The following is a 15,787-nucleotide window of genomic DNA, read 5'->3' as shown; positions in this document are numbered from 1 at the left end:
CGGTTCATCACGCCGATTGGCCTGCTGCGCGAGAATCGCCCGCCCCATCGCCGACCGGCCGATCCAGTATTCTCGCGCACCCTGGCAGCGCCCTGCCATGCGGAACGCTGCGCCGACAACACATCACCGGCGCGGCGCAAGACGACGGTGACCCGGCCGTGCAATGCCGGATCACAGTTTGGACGGTACGCTCAAAGGCGGCGTGACCGGATCACCCGCGGCTGCGGTGCGGCCGTCAGGCCGCCCGCACGAACTGGCTCGCAAGTTCCGCCGCACGACGCAGGATCCGCTCCCGCGTTGCTGCCGGAACCTGCCGCACGGACTTCACCACCGGCACATCCATTTCACCAACCTCTCGCCCCTCGGGGAACAGGGCCGCGAACTCCGCAAAATTGTGGAAGCGCGTGCGGGGAACGTTATCGGCGAAGGATTCGACTTCGGCGCCCTCGGCCACGATCACTTCGTGCGCGTCGAGTTCGAGATTGTAATAGGTGAAGACCTCCGCGGGGGGCGCCACCTGCGCGATGGTGTCGCCATTCACCAGCGCCTTCGCAAAGACCAGCACGCCGTCGATGTGCAGCGCGTGATGGGGCGACACCCAGAGGTCGGCGGCCGGCACACCTTCCGCCAGCGCACCGGCGCGGATCCGGACGGGATACAGCGTCTCGCGGTCGGCGAAGCGGGTGCTGTAGGTCTGCCGCCCGATGAAGCGGATCGTCTCCGCACGGCCATCAGCGGTCAGAATGTGATCCCCAATGTGCAGTTCCTCCACCGCCCGCTCTCCCTCTGGCGTGCGGATGCGCGTGGCGGCGAGGAAGCAGACGGCATCATTCCCATCGACATTCCAGGCCATCGAGGAGACGTCCGTGTCGAGCGTCGAAGCGCCCTCCGTCACTTCCGCATAGAAGCGGACGCCGTCGGTATCGCCGACGTCGTAGAGGTCCACATTGTTGAAGTTCACCGTGTCGCTGGTGATGTCCGTTCGGATTGGCGCCTGGGCGACCTGGACGACTGAACCGTCTGCACGCTGCGCGAAGAGCGTCACCGTGCCGCTCGACACCGGTGCCGGCCCGGACACGCTGTAGTTCACCTGGACCGAGGAAAGATGGGTGACAGGCGTACCCGGCTGGCCGTTCTGACCCGGCTGCGGCTGGGGATTGATCATGCCGAGTGTCGCGGTGAGAACGGCCATCAGTCATCTCCTTCATCTGCTCGCCGACGCAGCCATGCACCGCCCTGCCGCTCGCAGATGCGGCAGGGCACGCCGTGCCGGCGGTCATGCTCTAAAAAGATACATGAACCGATATTACGGACGACTCAACTAGCAGAATTAATCTTATTTTTAAGAATTCTGAGACGAGCAGCCCCGAAATTGGCATAATATATTGGTTTTTCGTGATTTTTCTGCCCGCCTTCCCGACGCAGCGCGAGAGGTAGCGGTGCGAACAGCCTCGCCCGCCGCCTAATGGGCGCGGGAGCGGCCTTCAAATGTCTCTTTATGCGATTTCTCGCTCTTTTTTTAACTCTTTGCTGCGCCCATGCATGGCACTTCGCTCACGCAAAATCGACAGCCGGGGGCGATGTCCGCCACGGCCGACCGGTGGCGTCGGACGTCCGACGCTGTTCGGGAGGGACGCGCTGTCGCCACCGGGTCCGGAATCACAGCGGGTCCCGAACCAGATGCTACAGCCGCTTCCGCGCCTCCATCACCTCGGCGTCCTCGGCGCTGGTGCGCAGCGTGAAGCCCAGGGCGCGCATGAAGGCTAGCATGGGCTTGTTGTCCGCCAGCACCTGGCCGACGATCTCACGCATCCCGACGCTGCGGCCCCAGTCGAACAGCCGCTCCATCAGGTGCCGCGCCAGGCCCTGACCCTTCCAGGACGGATCGACGACGACCGCGAATTCGCCGGTGGCGCCACCTGGCTCGCGGATCAGCCGCGACGTGCCGACCGTCCGGTCCAGCCCGTCGGAGACGTCTTCCACCGCCACGAACGCCATTTCCCGGTCGTAGTCGATCTGCGTCATGCGGGCGATCTGCGGCGCGCCCAGCTCCGCGATGGACGAGAAGAAGCGGAACCGCACATCCTCCGCCGAGAGCCGCCGGAATGCCTCGGCATGCGCGGCCGCATCCTCGGGCCGGATGGGCCGGACCATCACCTCCCGCCCGTCCTTGCCGCGCCACGACCGGGCAAGCTCCGCCGGATAGGGCGGGATGGCCAGCGCCGAGACCTCCCCCGCCGGCCGCAGCGTCAGGGAGCAGTCGAGCGCCAGCACCCCATCCGGGTCGGCGAGCAGCGGGTTGATTCCGCAGAAGGCGATCTCGGGGAAATCCACCGCGATCTGCGACAGCCGCACCAGCGCATCGGCAATGGCCGGAATGTTCGCCGGCGCGTGGTCCCGCCAGCCGGCGAGCAACCGTGCCGTCCGCGTCCGCCCGATCAACGCATGGGCCAAGGCGAGGTTCAGCGGCGGCAGGTCGAAGCCCTCATCTGGGTCGATATCGGCGGCAGTGCCGCCTCGGCCGAAGGCGATCCACGGGCCGAACATGGCGTCGTCGGCCAGGCGCAGGCGCAATTCCTGCGCCCGCGCTGCCTGGCGCTGAACCAGGAAGCCGGTCAGCCGGGCCTCGGGCCGTTCCGTTCCGATTCGGGTCTGCATCTCGATCGCCGCGGCGCGCACCGCGGCCGGGCTGGTAAGTCCAACCACCACCCCACCGACCTCGGTCTTACGCGGAATGTCAGGGCTGAGGATCTTCAACACCACCGGGAAGCCGAGCATGGCGGCCGCATCCCCGGCCTCCTCGGGCCCCGCCACCGCGCGGCCCGGCACGGTCGGGATGCCATAGGCGGCGAGGACGGAGAGCGCCTCCTCCTCCGTCAGTTCCAGCCGGCCCTGGCTGCGGACCAGGGCGAATTTCCGCGCGACCCGCGCGCGATCCGGCGCGAGGTCCAGCACCTGCGCCGGCGGCAGTTCCGACGCCGACACCCGGTTGCGCCGGTCCTGGGCAAGGTGCAGCGCCCCGCGCACCGCGGCCTCCGGCGTCGGGAAGACGGCGACGCCGGCCTCGGCGAGCGCGGCGCGCTGGCGGCCCGCACTCGCCTGGCCCGGCCAGCCGACCAGGATGGGCGCGCCGCGGGACGCCTTCACCGCGGCCGCCAGCGTCTCCCGCACCAGGTCGGGCGAGACCTCGGGCTCCGGCGCATGCACCGCGACCACCGCATCCACCCCGGACAGCCCGGCGAGCATCGCCGCCGCATCGCCCAGCCGCGCCGCCGCCCCATGGCCGAGCGACAGGGGATTGCGCCCGCTCGACCCTTCCGGCAGGCCGAGCGACAGGGCTGCGAAGGCGTCATCGTCGATCTCGGCGAGCCGCCCGCCGCCGGCGAGCGCCGCATCCGAGGCGAGGCTGCCCAGCCCCACCCCGTTCGTCACCACCGCGATCCGGTCGCCCGATCCCGGCACCGGCCGCGCCGGCACCCGCACGCGCGCCAGTGTCTCCGCCGCCGAGAGCAGGTCCTCGAGTCCCGCGACCCGCAGCACGCCGGCTCGCCGCAGTGCCGCCTCCATGACCGCATCCGCCTGGCCCGAGGCATCGCCCAGCCGCCCGCCGGCCCGGATCGCCACCACCGGCCGCGTCCGCGCCGCCGCCCGGGCCGCCGAGATGAACATCCGCCGATTCTTGATGCGCCGGATATCGAGCAGGATCGCCCCCGTCCCCGGATCCCGCGCCAGCCAGTCCAGCACGCCGGCGAAGCCGTAGCCCTGGTTGCCGCCGATGCCGACGATATGGCTGAAGCCGACCGCCTCGCCCGCCGCCCAGTCCAGCACCGCGCGCGCGATGGCCGAGGATTGCGTGACCAGCGCCAGCCGTCCCTTGGCCGGCATGATGTGGGACAGGGTGGCATTCAGCCCGATCGCCGGGATGGCGATGCCGAAGGACCCTTGCCCGAGCACCCGCATGCCGCTGCGCTGCTCCATGCCGGCGATGTCGCTCGCCTGCCCCGGCACCACCCCGGCATGGCAGCCCTTCGCGGCAAGCGCGATCATGGCCGCTTCCAGCGCATCGGCCGGCAGGCACAGCACGGCGAGATCCGGGGCCACGGGCAGGTCCGCAATGGACGCGACGGCTTCGAAGCCCTCTGGCGTCCCGCCGACGGCCATCAGCCGCCCGCGGAAGCCGCCCGAGGCGATATTGCGCGCGAGGATCGGGGCCTGGGCGCTGCCTTCCCCGATCACCAGCACCAGGCTGGATGGGTGGAGCAGCGCGGCATCTCGAAAGCCCCCGCGCGGGGTCAGGGTCAGTGAATTCAGCATTGTGCAGTGCAACATGATGATGCGGCGACGGACCTGCAACCGCGGAATCCGCATGCCGGGGGACCACCACCTTGCGGCGGATCGTGACCCGGCTTCCACTGCGCTCCGATGAAGGAGTCAGGAATGAGCCAGGATCGTTGGGACCCCGAAATGCGTGCCTTCACCGCCATGATGGAGGAACGCGGCCGCGCCTTCCCCCCCATCGTGATGGCACCGCCGCTGGATGCGGCGCGGGCGTCCAATGACGGTCCGGGCATCGCCCTGGCGGCGGCCACCGGGCCGAAGATGGCGGAAAGCGCCGATCGCTGGCTGTCCGTCCGCGGCCGGCGCCTGGCCTGCCGCGTCCACCGCCCGAGCACAGACGCGCCGCTGCCGGTGATGGTCTATATCCATGGCGGTGGCTGGGTCTGGGGCAGCATCGACACCCATGACCACATCATGCGCGGCTACGCCGAGGGCGCCGGCTGCGCCATCGTCGGCCCGGACTATGCGCTGTCGCCCGAGGCCGCCTTCCCCCAGGCGCTCGAGGAATGCGCCGCGGTCGTCCGCTGGGTTGCGCGGAACGGCGCCGAATGGGGCCTCGATCCGTCGCGCATCGTGGTCGGCGGGGATTCCGCTGGCGGCAATCTGGCCCTGGCGGTGGCGCTACTGCTGCAACAGACCGATCCCGAGTTGAAGCTCGCCGGGCTGCTGCTGAATTACGGCGTGTATGATTCGCGTCTCGACACGCCGTCCTATGTCGAATTCGCCACGGGCCACACGCTGACGCGCGAGAAGATGGACTTCTACTGGCGCTGCTACTGCCCGCGCGAGGCCGACCGGATGCATCCCCTCGCCGCCCCGCTGCGCGCCGACGCGGCGGACCTCGCGAAGCTGCCGCCCTGCCTGATGCATGTCGCCGAACTCGACGTGCTGGCGGGCGAGAATGTCGCGATGGAGAAGCGCCTGCGCGATGCTGGCGTGACCGTTGAAAGCACGACCTTTCCCGGCGTGCTGCACGGCTTCCTGCGGGCGATGGGGCATGTGTCGGCGAGCGACCGCGCGGTCGCGGAGGCCGGGGCCTGGCTGAAGCGAATCCTGGCCTAGCGGGGGATGTCGGGAAGGGACTAGCCTCGAAGGTTCGAAGGTTGGACGGAGAGGGGCTTTGCCCCTCCCCGAACCCCTCCCCACCAAAGGCCACAGGGCCTTTGGAAACCGATACTTGGCGCTACGCGGGGAATCGCTTTCGCGATCTCGAAGGGCGCTTGGTGCAAGACGCCCGATCATCTTCCCCCGGGGCTGGGCGCAAACCGCGCGCTCCACGATGGCCTGAACCTAAGTGCGGGGCGCCAGATGACGGTTTCCAAAGGCCCTGTGGCCTTTGGCGGGGTGAGGTTTGGAGAGGGGCAGAGCCCCTCTCCATTCCCGCCAGCGCCCCTACTTCGGCGCCTCCACCAGGATCTTGATATGCTGTTTGTCGTGCACCAGCGTCTCGAAGCCCTCGGCGACGATGTCGTCCAGCGCGATGCGCTTCGTCACCAGGCGCTCCGCCGCGAAGACGCCGCGCGTCATCAGCTGCATCACCGCGGGGAAGATGTCGCGATAGGCGATGATGCCGCGGACCACCCGTTCCTGCAGCACCACGGTGTTGGGCTGGAAGGACGCTTCCTTTTCCCAGATCGAGACGATCACCGTCTCGCCCTCGAAATGCGTGCTGTCGATGCACTGCTTCAGCACCGCGGGCACGCCGGTCACCTCGAAAGCGACATCCACGCCGCCATCGGTCAGGTCGCGCAGCCGCGCCACCGCATTCTCCTGCGACGGATCGATCACCGTCGTCGCGCCGAGTTCCTTGGCCTTCGCCGCGCGCTGCGGCGAAAGCTCCACCACGTGGATCGCCGCGGCACCCGCCGCGCGCAGCGCCTCGACCACCAGCAGCCCGATCGGCCCGGCGCCGAACACCGCGGCCGTGTCGCCCGCCTTCAGGCTCGACAACCGCACCGCATGCAGCGCGACCGCGGCGGGTTCGACCAGAGCGCCCTGCTCGAGCGACAGGCCCTCGGGCATCTTGTGGACCATGCGCTCATCCACGACGGTATGGGCGGAGAACCCGCCGCCACCGCCCGACAGCCCGTGGAAGCCGAGCTTCTCGCAGATGTTGTACTTGCCGCGGCGGCAGGCGGCACATTTTCCGCAGGCGAGGATCGGTTCCACGACCACCCGGTCACCTGGCTTCACGCGCGTGACGCCCGCGCCGACCTCGCTCACCACGCCGGAGAATTCGTGCCCCATGATGATGGGCGCCTTCTCGTGGCTCAGCGGATGCGGCGCGGCGACGGGCACGAAGATCGGGCCGGCGACGTATTCATGCAGGTCGGATCCGCAGATCCCGGTCCAGGCGACCTTGATCTTCACGCGGCCGTCCGAGACGGCAGGCTCGGGCACATCCTCGACGCGGATATCCTTGGCCTTGTACCAGCGAGCAGCTTTCATCGGGGTATTCCTTGGCCGGTGAGTGAAGCGCCACCTTAGTCCGGCGACCCGAGCCGGCCTTGATGTACGTCATCACACGGTCGCCCCCTGGCCGAGCGCGGCCCCTGGCGGTAGGATTCCTGCGCTCAGAACCACAATACGGAACCGTCCATGAGGTTGATCTTACGCCGTGACGCCCTGGCCGGCCTCGGCACGATTCTCGCTGCCCCCGCCCTGCGCGCGCAGTCCTGGCAACCCAGCCGCCCGCTCCGCATCATCGTCACCTATCCGCCCGGCGGCGTGAACGACATCGTCGCACGCATCGTCGCCGAACCGCTGTCGCGCGAGCTCGGCCAGCCTGTAGTGGTCGAAAACCGCGCCGGCGCCGGCGGCAACATCGGCACGCAGCACGTCATCCAGTCGGATGCGGACGGCACCACCATCCTGCTCGGCACCACCGCGCTGTTCGGCGTGAATCCCATCGTCTATCGCAGTTCCGGCGTCGATGCGGTGCGCGACACCACCAGCCTCGGGCTGCTCGGTCAGGTCGCGAACATCCTCTCGGTCATCCCCGGCAAGGTCGAGGCGACCGACCTGCGCAGCTTCATCGCCGAGGCGAAGCGCCGCCCGATGGTCTTTGGCTCGGTCGGCAACGGCTCCTCTTCGCATCTCTCGGCCGTGGTCTTCATGAAGATGGCGGGCATCGAGGCGACCCACGTGCCCTATCGCGGTTCCTCGCCGCTCGTCGCGGCGATGCTCGCGAAGGATGTCGATTTCGGCTTCGACACCTCGGCAACCTCGACGGCGCATATCCGCTCCGGTGCCTTCCGCCCGCTCGCGGTGACGACCACGACGCGCGCCTCTGCCCTGCCGGAGGTGCCGACCATGGCCGAGGCCGGGCTGCCGGGCTACGACCTCGGCATCTGGTTCAACCTCGCCGTGGTGAAGCGCACGCCGCCGGAAGCAGTGGCGCGGCTGCGCGACGCGCTCGGCAAGGCCATGGGGCCGCAGACGGTGGAACGGCTCCGCACCGCCTATGTGGATCCGATCAGCGTGCCTGTGGCGGAGAACGACGCCTGGATCGCGGCGAGCGCGGCGCGCTGGCAGGGGATCGCGCGGGACGCGAATATCGCCGCCGATTGACGCGGGCGACCGGAGAGGGGCGCCGCCCCTCTCCGAACCTCACCCCGCCAGGGTGCCGGGCAACCCAGGACCGCCGGCACTTGATGCCGGGCACCACGTCCGCACGCCATGGCGCCATGCCATCCACGGCACGAAGGATCGTCCATGACCACTCTCGAAGAACGCCTGACCGCGGTCGAAGACCAGCTCGCCATCGCGGATCTGCGCGCCCGCTACTGCCATCTGCTCGACGGGCGCGACTGGCCGGGCTTCATCGACCTCTTCACCGAAGACGGCGTCTTCGAGGGACTCTCCGCCGTGCGCGGGCGCGCCGCACTGACCGAATTCTTCAGCCGGCGCGTGCCCGCCATGACCGAGGAATTCTGGCATTTCTGCTCCAATGGGACGGTCGTGCTGGACGGCACCCGCGCCACGGGGCGAATCTCGATGGAATACCTCTCGGTAATGAACGGCGTGTCCTATGTCTCCGCCGGCCACTATGACGACGAGATGGTGAAGCAGGACGGCGTCTGGCGCTTCGCCGCGCGCCGCCTCACCTTTTACTTCCTCACGCCGCTGCACGAGGGCTGGGCCGGGCGGCCCTTCCACAACCCGGCCGCCTGAGAGGCTGTTTGGAAACGCGCCATACGGCGCGATTCCGCGTTCGGCACCGGCCCGCACCCCGACCCGGCCACCCAGGTCAGTATCCTGGAATGGGTGGCCGGGTGGCGGAGCGGGCCTGTGCCGGACGTTTGAGGCAGTCTCTGACGCGGCGCCTACTACCCGGCCAGCGCCCGCTTTGCCGTTTCGGCCAGGAACTTCGCCGCCGTCGGCAGCACCTCGTCATTGAAGTCGTAGAGCGGATTGTGCAGTTCGCGCCCATTCTCCGCCGGCCCGTTGCCGATCCAGACGAAGGCGCCAGGGACGTATTTCAGGTACCAGGCGAAATCCTCGCCGGTCATGGCCGGCAGCATGTCGCGCCGCACTTCCGTCACCGCGGCGGCCGCCTGCGCGGCCAATTCGCGTTCGGCTGGCGCATTCGCCGTCACCATCACGCCGGCGCGGAAGGAGAAGGTTGCATGCACGCCATAGGTCGCGGCGATGCCGTCGGCGATGCGCGACAGCCCCTGCTCGATCGTCTCCTGGTCCTCGTCGCGCAGCCAGCGCGCCGTGCCCTTCAGCGTGACGCGCGCGGTGATCTGGTTCTGCGCCTCGCCGCCCTCGACCACCGTCAGGGACACCACGCCGCCGGTCAGCGGATCGAGATTGCGCGCCACGATGGTCTGGATGGCCACGATGGCGTGGCCCGCCGCCACCATCGGGTCGCGCGTCAGATGCGGCAGCGCGGCGTGCCCGGCATGGCCGTCGAAGGTGATCTCGAACCGCGCCCCGGCCGCCATCACGGCCCGGTCATGCACGGCGATGGTTCCGGCGGGCAGGCCCGGCCAGTTGTGCCAGCCGAAGATGCGCTCCATCGGGAATTTCTCGAACAGCCCGTCCTCGATCATCTTGCGGGCGCCGCCGCCGCCTTCCTCGGCCGGCTGGAAGACCAGCCGAACCGTCCCGGTCCAGGACGGATCGTCCAGCAGCACCTTTGCCGCGCCGAGCAATGCGGTGGTATGCCCGTCATGCCCGCAGGCATGCATGACGCCGGGGTTGGTGGACTTCCAGGGCAGATCCTCGTTCTGTTCCTGGATCGGCAGCGCGTCCATGTCGCCGCGCAGGCCAACGGCGCGGTTGCCGCCGCCCCGTTGCAGCGTGGCAACCACGCCATGGCCTCCGACGTTCTCGACGATGTCGGTGACGCCCATCTCCTTCAACCGGGCGACGACGAAGGCGGCCGTCTCCCCTTCGTGAAGGGTCAGGCCAGGGTTGGCGTGCAGATGTCGACGCCAGGATGTAAGGGTCGCGGCAAGATCGGTGTGCATGACTTTCAAAGCCTATCCCGCCGCGTTGCGACGCACCACAGCCCTTGGCGCCACAGCGGCGCTTTGCGCATGGCTGGCCTCAGTGCCCCTGTCCCTGGCGCAGGGCGAGGACGAGGACGCGCCCGCCACGCCGCCTTCACCGTCCGCCGAGGGCGGTCCGGCAACCCCAGAACCCGCCACCCTGCCCTATTCCGTCGAGGTCACGGCGGGTGACGACTCGGACCTTGCCGATCTCGGCCGCGCCGTCGCACAGACCGTCACCCTGCGCGAACGCGCGCCCACTGATGCGCTGGGCCTGCTCGGCCGCGTCCGGTCCGACCTGCCCCGCCTGCAGGAGGCCCTGCGCGCCGAGGGGTATTGGGGTGGCCAGGTCAGCGCGACCATCGACGGCCTGCCTCTCGACGACCCGGCCCTGCCGGCGCGCCTCGCCGCCGCGACCGGCCCCGTGCCTGTGGTCATCACACTGGCGCCGCGCCAGCGCTACCGCATCGGCCACGTCACCGTCGTCGCCGAACCCTCCGGCGCCGCGGCCGAGGTGCGGAACGCCGCACTCGCCGCCGACCTTCCCGAAGGGCAGCCCGCGCGCGCCGAGGCGGTGCTCGCCGCCGAATCGGCAATGCTCGACGCGCTGCGCGCCGGCGGCCATCCGCTCGCAACGACGGCGGGCCGTGACATCACGGTCGATCACGATCGCCAGGCCATGGACATCACCTGGCGCATCGCCCCCGGCCCGCGCGCCCGCTTCGCCACGCCGGAGGTGCGCGGCCAGTCCCGCACCGACACCGGCCTGCTGCGCCGCACCGCCGCCCGCCAGCTCGAAGGCCGGGACTATTCGCCCGCCGCCGTCGAACGCGCCCGCCGCGCGCTGGTGTCCCTCGGTGTCTTCGACAGCGTCCGGGTCGAGGCCGGCACCACGGTCGGCCCCGACGGCACCCTGCCCATCGCCTTCGTGGTCAGCGAACGCCCGCTCCGCGCCCTCGGAGGGTCAATCGCCTATGAGACCAATTTCGGCCTCGCCGTCAGCGTCTTCTGGGAACACCGGAACCTGTTCGGCGGGGCGGAGCGCCTTCGCCTCGAAGCGGAAGCCTCGCGCATCTCGGATGGCAGCTTCGGCAATGCCACCTATCGCACCTTCGCCACCCTCACCCAGCCCGAGATCTTCGAGCGCAACATCCGCCTGATCAGCCGCATCGGCCTGGTGAAGGAGAATCTCGAAGCCTATGACCGGGAGGCCTTCGTCGCCTCCTCCATCGCCGAGCATCCGCTGACCGAACGGCTGACGCTGCAATTCGGCCCGAGCTTCGAGACGGGGCGCATCGGCCGCTATGAGGAACTCGATCCCTATACGCTGGTCGGCTTCCTCGGCGGGCTGCGCTGGGACAGCACGAACAGCCTGCTGAACCCGTCGCGGGGAATCCGCGCGAGCGTCAGCGCCACGCCCTATTATTCGATCGATGACAGCTCGTCCTATGTCCGGCTGATGGCGACCGGCAGCACCTATTTCGACCTGACCGGAGACCAGGGCAGCATCCTCGCGCTGCGTACGGCGGTCGGTTCGGCGCTCGGGGCGAGCTTCGACCAGATCACCCTCGACAAGCGCTTCTACGCCGGCGGCGGCGGTTCGGTGCGCGGCTACACCTACCAGTCCATCGGCCCGCGCGATTCCGGCAACCGCCCGCTGGGCGGGGCGAGCCTGCTGGAACTCTCCGCCGAATGGCGGCAGCGCATCTCGGGCCCCTGGGGCGCGGTCGCCTTCGTCGATGCCGGCACGGTCAGCGAGGACGAGACGCCGGGCACCGGCACGCTGCGCGTCGGTGTCGGCGCGGGGCTGCGCTACCTGACCTCGATCGGGCCGATCCGCGTCGATGTCGGCGTGCCGCTGAACCCGCAGCAGGGCGATCCGGCCTACGGGCTCTATGTCGGCATCGGGCAGGCCTTCTGATGCGCCGGGCCCTTCGCATCGGCATCTTCGTCCTGCTCGGCATCCCGCTGCTGCTGGTGCTGGCGGTTGCCGGCGGGCTGGTCTGGGCGAACAGCGAGGGCGGACGCGCGACCATCGCGCGCCTCGCCGGCGATGTCGTCCCGGGGCTGACGATCGAGGGCCTCAGCGGCCCGCTACCGTCGCGGATCGGGGTCGAACGCCTGGTCATGGCCGATGAGAACGGCCCCTGGCTGGAACTGGACGGTGCGACGATCGCGCTGGACCTCCCGGCGCTGCTGCACCGGGAGGCAAGGATCACTGCGCTCACCGCGCGCCGCGTGGCCCTGCACCGCCTGCCGCCCGGCAGCGGGGAACCGCCGCCGCCACCCGATCCCGACGCGCCGCTGATCCCAGCCCTGCCGGACCTGCCACTCACCGTCCGGCTCGACCGCCTGGCGGTGGATCGCATCGAGCTCGGCGAACCCGTCGCCGGCGTCGCCGCCACGCTGCGCGCGGAAGGCGAGGCGCTGTATGCCGCATCGAGACTGTCCGCGAAGCTGGCGGTCACGCGCCTCGACGCACCCGCCGAGATCCGCGCCGACATCGACCTCGCCCCCGGCGCCGACCGGCTGACGGCGCGCATCGACGCGAACGAGCCCCCTGGCGGACTGGTCGCGACCCTGCTTGGCCTGCCGGACCGCGCCACCATCGCGCATCTGACCTTGGACGGCCCGGCGAGCGGCGCGGCGCTCGACCTGCGGGCCTCTCTTGGCGACGACATCACCCTCACGGCGAACGGCACCGTCCGTGCCGCCCCGGATGGTGCGGCGGGCGCTCGCCTGTCGCTCTCCCTCGCGGCGGCGCCTCTGGTGCCGGAAGACCTGCGCCCCACCGCCATGCCGCTCGCCGTGGACCTCGACGCCGGCATCGACGCGGCGCAGCGCGTCACGCTGACGCGCCTCGAAGCCCGCGCCCCGATCGGCACCGTCGCCGCGGAGGGCAGCGCCGATCTCGCGGCCTCGACGGTCGATGTCTCGGCGCGGGTCGAGGCGGGCGGTTCCGCGCTGCTCGGCACGCTGGTCCCGGACGCGGCGCGCTGGGACGCGATCCGGGCCACGGCCCGCGCCACCGGGCCGATGGCGACACCCAACGTCACCCTGGACCTCGCGACCGAGGGCTTCGGCAGCGCCATCCCGCAGGTGGTCGCCGCACTCGGCCCGACGCCGCGCCTGTCGGTCCGCGCCACCGTCCCCGACCGCATCGAGAGCCTGACCATCGACGGCGCCGCCCTGCATGTCACGGCCGAGGGCGCGGTCGGCGAGACGCTCGACGCCACACTCCGTGCGACCGTCGCCGATCTCGCGCCGCTCGTCCCCGGCCTCGTCGGCGGGCTTCAGGCGGAACTGCACGCCACCGGCCCGCGCAACGACCCCTCCCTGGCCCTGACCGCACGGGGCGAGCGCATCGAAAGCCAGGGCCAGGTCGTCGAGGCTCCCGCGCTCGACCTCCGCATCGCCACCCCCCTCAGCGCCCCCCGCGCCGAGGGCACGCTGCGCGCGACCTATGCCGGCCTCGCGGCGTCGGTGGACCTGCGCGCCCTGCCCGAGGGCGAGAAGGTGCGCCTCGAATCCCTCGCCGCCGCCTTCGGTCCGGCGCGACTGAACGCGCAGGGCCTGGTCGACCCGCAGGCCATGACCTTCGTCGGCGACCTGTCGCTGAACGTCCCGGACCTCGCGCCCTTCGCGACCCTCGCCGGCACGCCAATGTCCGGCCGCGTCGGGCTGACAGCGCGGCTCGACCTGCGCGATGGCATGCAGGGCTTCGACGCGACCCTCGATGTCCCACAGGCGAATATCGGCGGCACGCCGCTCGGCGTCTCGGTCAAGGCCGCCGGCACCTTGGCCGACATGGAAGCCGGCATCGAGGCCCGCGCCCAGGACGCCCGCCTGACCACCCGCGCCCGCGTCACCCCCGATGGCGCGGCGCGGCGCGTCGAGATCCCCGAACTCCTGCTCCGCCGCGGCCCCGACAGCGTGCGCACCACCGCGCCCGCGCGCATCCTCGTCGCCGCCGATGGTGGCGTGAGCATCGAGGCGCTGGCCCTGACCACCAGCCGCGGCGGCACGCTGCGCGCCGAAGGCCGCTGGGGCCCCGAGCAGGCCGACCTGCGCGCGACCCTCGCCGCCCTGCCCGTGGCCGGCATCCTCGCCCTCGCCGCGCCGGGCCAGACCGCGGAAGGCACGATCGCCGGCGAGGCGCGCATCACCGGCCCGACCTCCGACCCCCAGGCGCGCTTCCGCATCGAGGCGACCGGCCTGCGCAACCCTGACCCCTCGCTGCGCGGGATTCCCGCCGCGCGAGTGATCATGGAGGGCACCGGCAGCGCCCGCGCCGCCGATGTCCGGCTGGAGGCAACCGCCGGCAACGCGCTGCGCGCCACCGGCACCGCCCGGCTGCCCAATGGCTTCGCCGCCAATGCCCCGGTCACCGCCCAGCTCGACGCCCAGGCCGATGTCGCGGCCATTGCCGGGCCGCTGCTCGCCGCCGGCGCCCAGCGTGTGACCGGGCGCGCGACGCTGAACGCCTCGGTCGCCGGCACGCTCGGGGCACCGCAGATCACCGGCCGCGCCACGCTCAGCGACGGCACCTTCCGCGACCTCGCCCAAGGCGTGACGCTCAACCGCATCAACGCCGTGCTCCGTGGCGAGGGCGACCGCATCACCATCGAACGCCTCGAAGCGCGCACGCCGGGCAACGGCACCATCTCCGGCAGCGGCACCCTCTCTCCCGCCGCGGAGGGCCTGCCCGCCGACATCACCATCACCGCCCGCAACGCCCGCCCGCTGCGGTCGGACCTGGTGACCGGCATCTTCGACGCCGACTTGCGGTTGGCCGGTCAGCTCCTGGCGGACTCCCGCGCCACGGGCCGGATCGCGATCCGACGCCTCGACATCACCGTCCCGGAGCAGTTGCCCCGCAGCGTCCAGACGTTGGACGGCGTGCGCGAGACTGGGCGGCGGCCGCCGGGCACGCCTCCGCTCGCCCCGCCGGTGCCGCCGGGTGCGGCATCCGCGGGCCCGCAGATCGCACTCGCCATCGACATTGCCGCCCCGCGTGCCGTCTTCGTGCGCGGCCGCGGCATCGACGCCGAGTTCGGCGGCACTCTCGCCCTGGCCGGCACGGCCACCGCACCCGTGGTCAATGGCGGCCTGACCCTGCGGCGCGGCGAGATCTCCGTCTTCGATCGCCGCCTCACCTTCACGCGGGGCACCATCGCCTTCGACGCCGGCACGCTGGTGCCGACGCTCGACTTCCTCGCCAGCGCCCGCGCGCGGGAGGTGACGGCGAACGTCACCGTGACCGGCCCGGCCAACGACCCGAAGCTGGAATTCTCTTCCACGCCGGAACTGCCGCAGGACGAGATCCTGTCCCGCCTGCTCTTCGACCGCCGCGCCAATGAGCTCAGCCCCTTCCAACTCGCGCAACTCGCCCAGGTGCTGGCCGGCGCGGCCGGAATCGAAGTGCCCGGCGCCGGCGGCATCCTCGACCGCATACGCCGGACCCTCGCCCTCGATCGCCTGTCGGTGAACCAGGACAGCCAGCAGGGAACCGACAACACAAGGAACCAGGGCGGGGCGTCCCTGGAAACCGGCCGCTACGTCGCGGAAGGCGTCTATGTCGGCGTGCGGCAATCGAGCGAAGGCGGCCCGCCGCGCGTCGGCGTGCAGGTGGATGTCCTGCCGCGCGTGCGGCTGCAGGCGGAAACGGGCGGCAACAGCAGCGCGGGGGATCGGCTCGGCGTGACGTTCGAGTTCGAGTACTGATCAGCGAGAGGCGTCATCGAGACGAGCTCTGATAGCAGCGGCCCCATGTCCTGACCTGTGGAACCGAGAGGCGCTTTGCAGACCGCAACCTGATGTCGTGCGCCGCTGCCAGGATAGTGTGCCGAGACCCGCACTTGTGCATGGAGCGCACCTGGCGGGTGCAGCATGCCCGTGCTGCCGGGCACCAGAAGACTGCGTTCCCAGTGCTCCAAGCACTTGGCGGGGTG

The 15,787-nt window shown here is 70.7% G+C and carries 9 protein-coding genes; 5 read left to right on the top strand and 4 right to left on the bottom strand.

Going from position 1 to position 15,787, the window contains the following annotated elements; genetic code table 11:
- Positions 1-235: 235 nt before the first annotated feature.
- Both KPL78_RS05215 and KPL78_RS05210 read right to left on the bottom strand, forming a co-directional pair.
- Positions 236-1,192: a Hint domain-containing protein gene (locus KPL78_RS05215; protein ID WP_219761866.1), complete on the bottom strand. Its 957-nt coding sequence runs from the start codon at positions 1,190-1,192 to the stop codon at positions 236-238.
- Positions 1,193-1,683: 491 nt separating this feature from the next.
- Positions 1,684-4,314 carry a bifunctional acetate--CoA ligase family protein/GNAT family N-acetyltransferase gene (locus KPL78_RS05210; RefSeq protein WP_219761865.1) on the bottom strand — a complete coding sequence of 877 codons (2,631 nt, stop codon included), beginning with the start codon at positions 4,312-4,314 and terminating at the stop codon, positions 1,684-1,686.
- A gap of 123 nt (positions 4,315-4,437) precedes the next feature.
- On the opposite strand from KPL78_RS05210, the gene KPL78_RS05205 reads away from it, so the two are divergent.
- Positions 4,438-5,400 carry an alpha/beta hydrolase gene (locus KPL78_RS05205; protein WP_219761864.1) on the top strand — a complete coding sequence of 321 codons (963 nt, stop codon included), beginning with the start codon at positions 4,438-4,440 and terminating at the stop codon, positions 5,398-5,400.
- Positions 5,401-5,730: 330 nt separating this feature from the next.
- Here KPL78_RS05205 and KPL78_RS05200 read toward each other — a convergent pair whose 3' ends face one another.
- Positions 5,731-6,786, bottom strand: a complete 1,056-nt coding sequence (locus KPL78_RS05200; protein ID WP_219761863.1) for a 2,3-butanediol dehydrogenase — start codon at positions 6,784-6,786, stop codon at positions 5,731-5,733.
- A 150-nt stretch (positions 6,787-6,936) separates the two neighbouring features.
- On the opposite strand from KPL78_RS05200, the gene KPL78_RS05195 reads away from it, so the two are divergent.
- A complete protein-coding gene (locus KPL78_RS05195) occupies positions 6,937-7,908 on the top strand; it encodes a Bug family tripartite tricarboxylate transporter substrate binding protein (protein WP_219761862.1) in 972 nt (323 codons plus the stop codon).
- A gap of 144 nt (positions 7,909-8,052) precedes the next feature.
- Positions 8,053-8,511: a nuclear transport factor 2 family protein gene (locus tag KPL78_RS05190; RefSeq protein WP_219761861.1), complete on the top strand. Its 459-nt coding sequence runs from the start codon at positions 8,053-8,055 to the stop codon at positions 8,509-8,511.
- A 155-nt stretch (positions 8,512-8,666) separates the two neighbouring features.
- Here KPL78_RS05190 and KPL78_RS05185 read toward each other — a convergent pair whose 3' ends face one another.
- The gene (locus tag KPL78_RS05185; protein WP_219761860.1) at positions 8,667-9,815 is read right to left on the bottom strand and encodes an amidohydrolase; all 1,149 of its coding nucleotides are present in this window, start codon (positions 9,813-9,815) and stop codon (positions 8,667-8,669) included.
- On the opposite strand from KPL78_RS05185, the gene KPL78_RS05180 reads away from it, so the two are divergent.
- Together KPL78_RS05180 and KPL78_RS05175 are read left to right on the top strand one after the other, a co-directional pair.
- A complete protein-coding gene (locus KPL78_RS05180) occupies positions 9,814-11,757 on the top strand; it encodes an autotransporter assembly complex protein TamA (RefSeq protein WP_219761859.1) in 1,944 nt (647 codons plus the stop codon). The two genes, KPL78_RS05185 and KPL78_RS05180, sit on opposite strands and share 2 nt — an antisense overlap.
- Entirely contained in the window at positions 11,757-15,560 is a 3,804-nt protein-coding gene (locus tag KPL78_RS05175) for a translocation/assembly module TamB domain-containing protein (protein ID WP_219761858.1), read from the top strand. The genes KPL78_RS05180 and KPL78_RS05175 overlap by 1 nt, the downstream gene beginning before the upstream one ends.
- Positions 15,561-15,787: the final 227 nt, after the last annotated feature.

The sequence above is a fragment of the Roseomonas alba genome, from assembly GCF_019430885.1.
Classification (GTDB): domain Bacteria; phylum Pseudomonadota; class Alphaproteobacteria; order Acetobacterales; family Acetobacteraceae; genus Neoroseomonas; species Neoroseomonas alba.
This window is presented reverse-complemented; position numbering and strand designations above follow the sequence as displayed.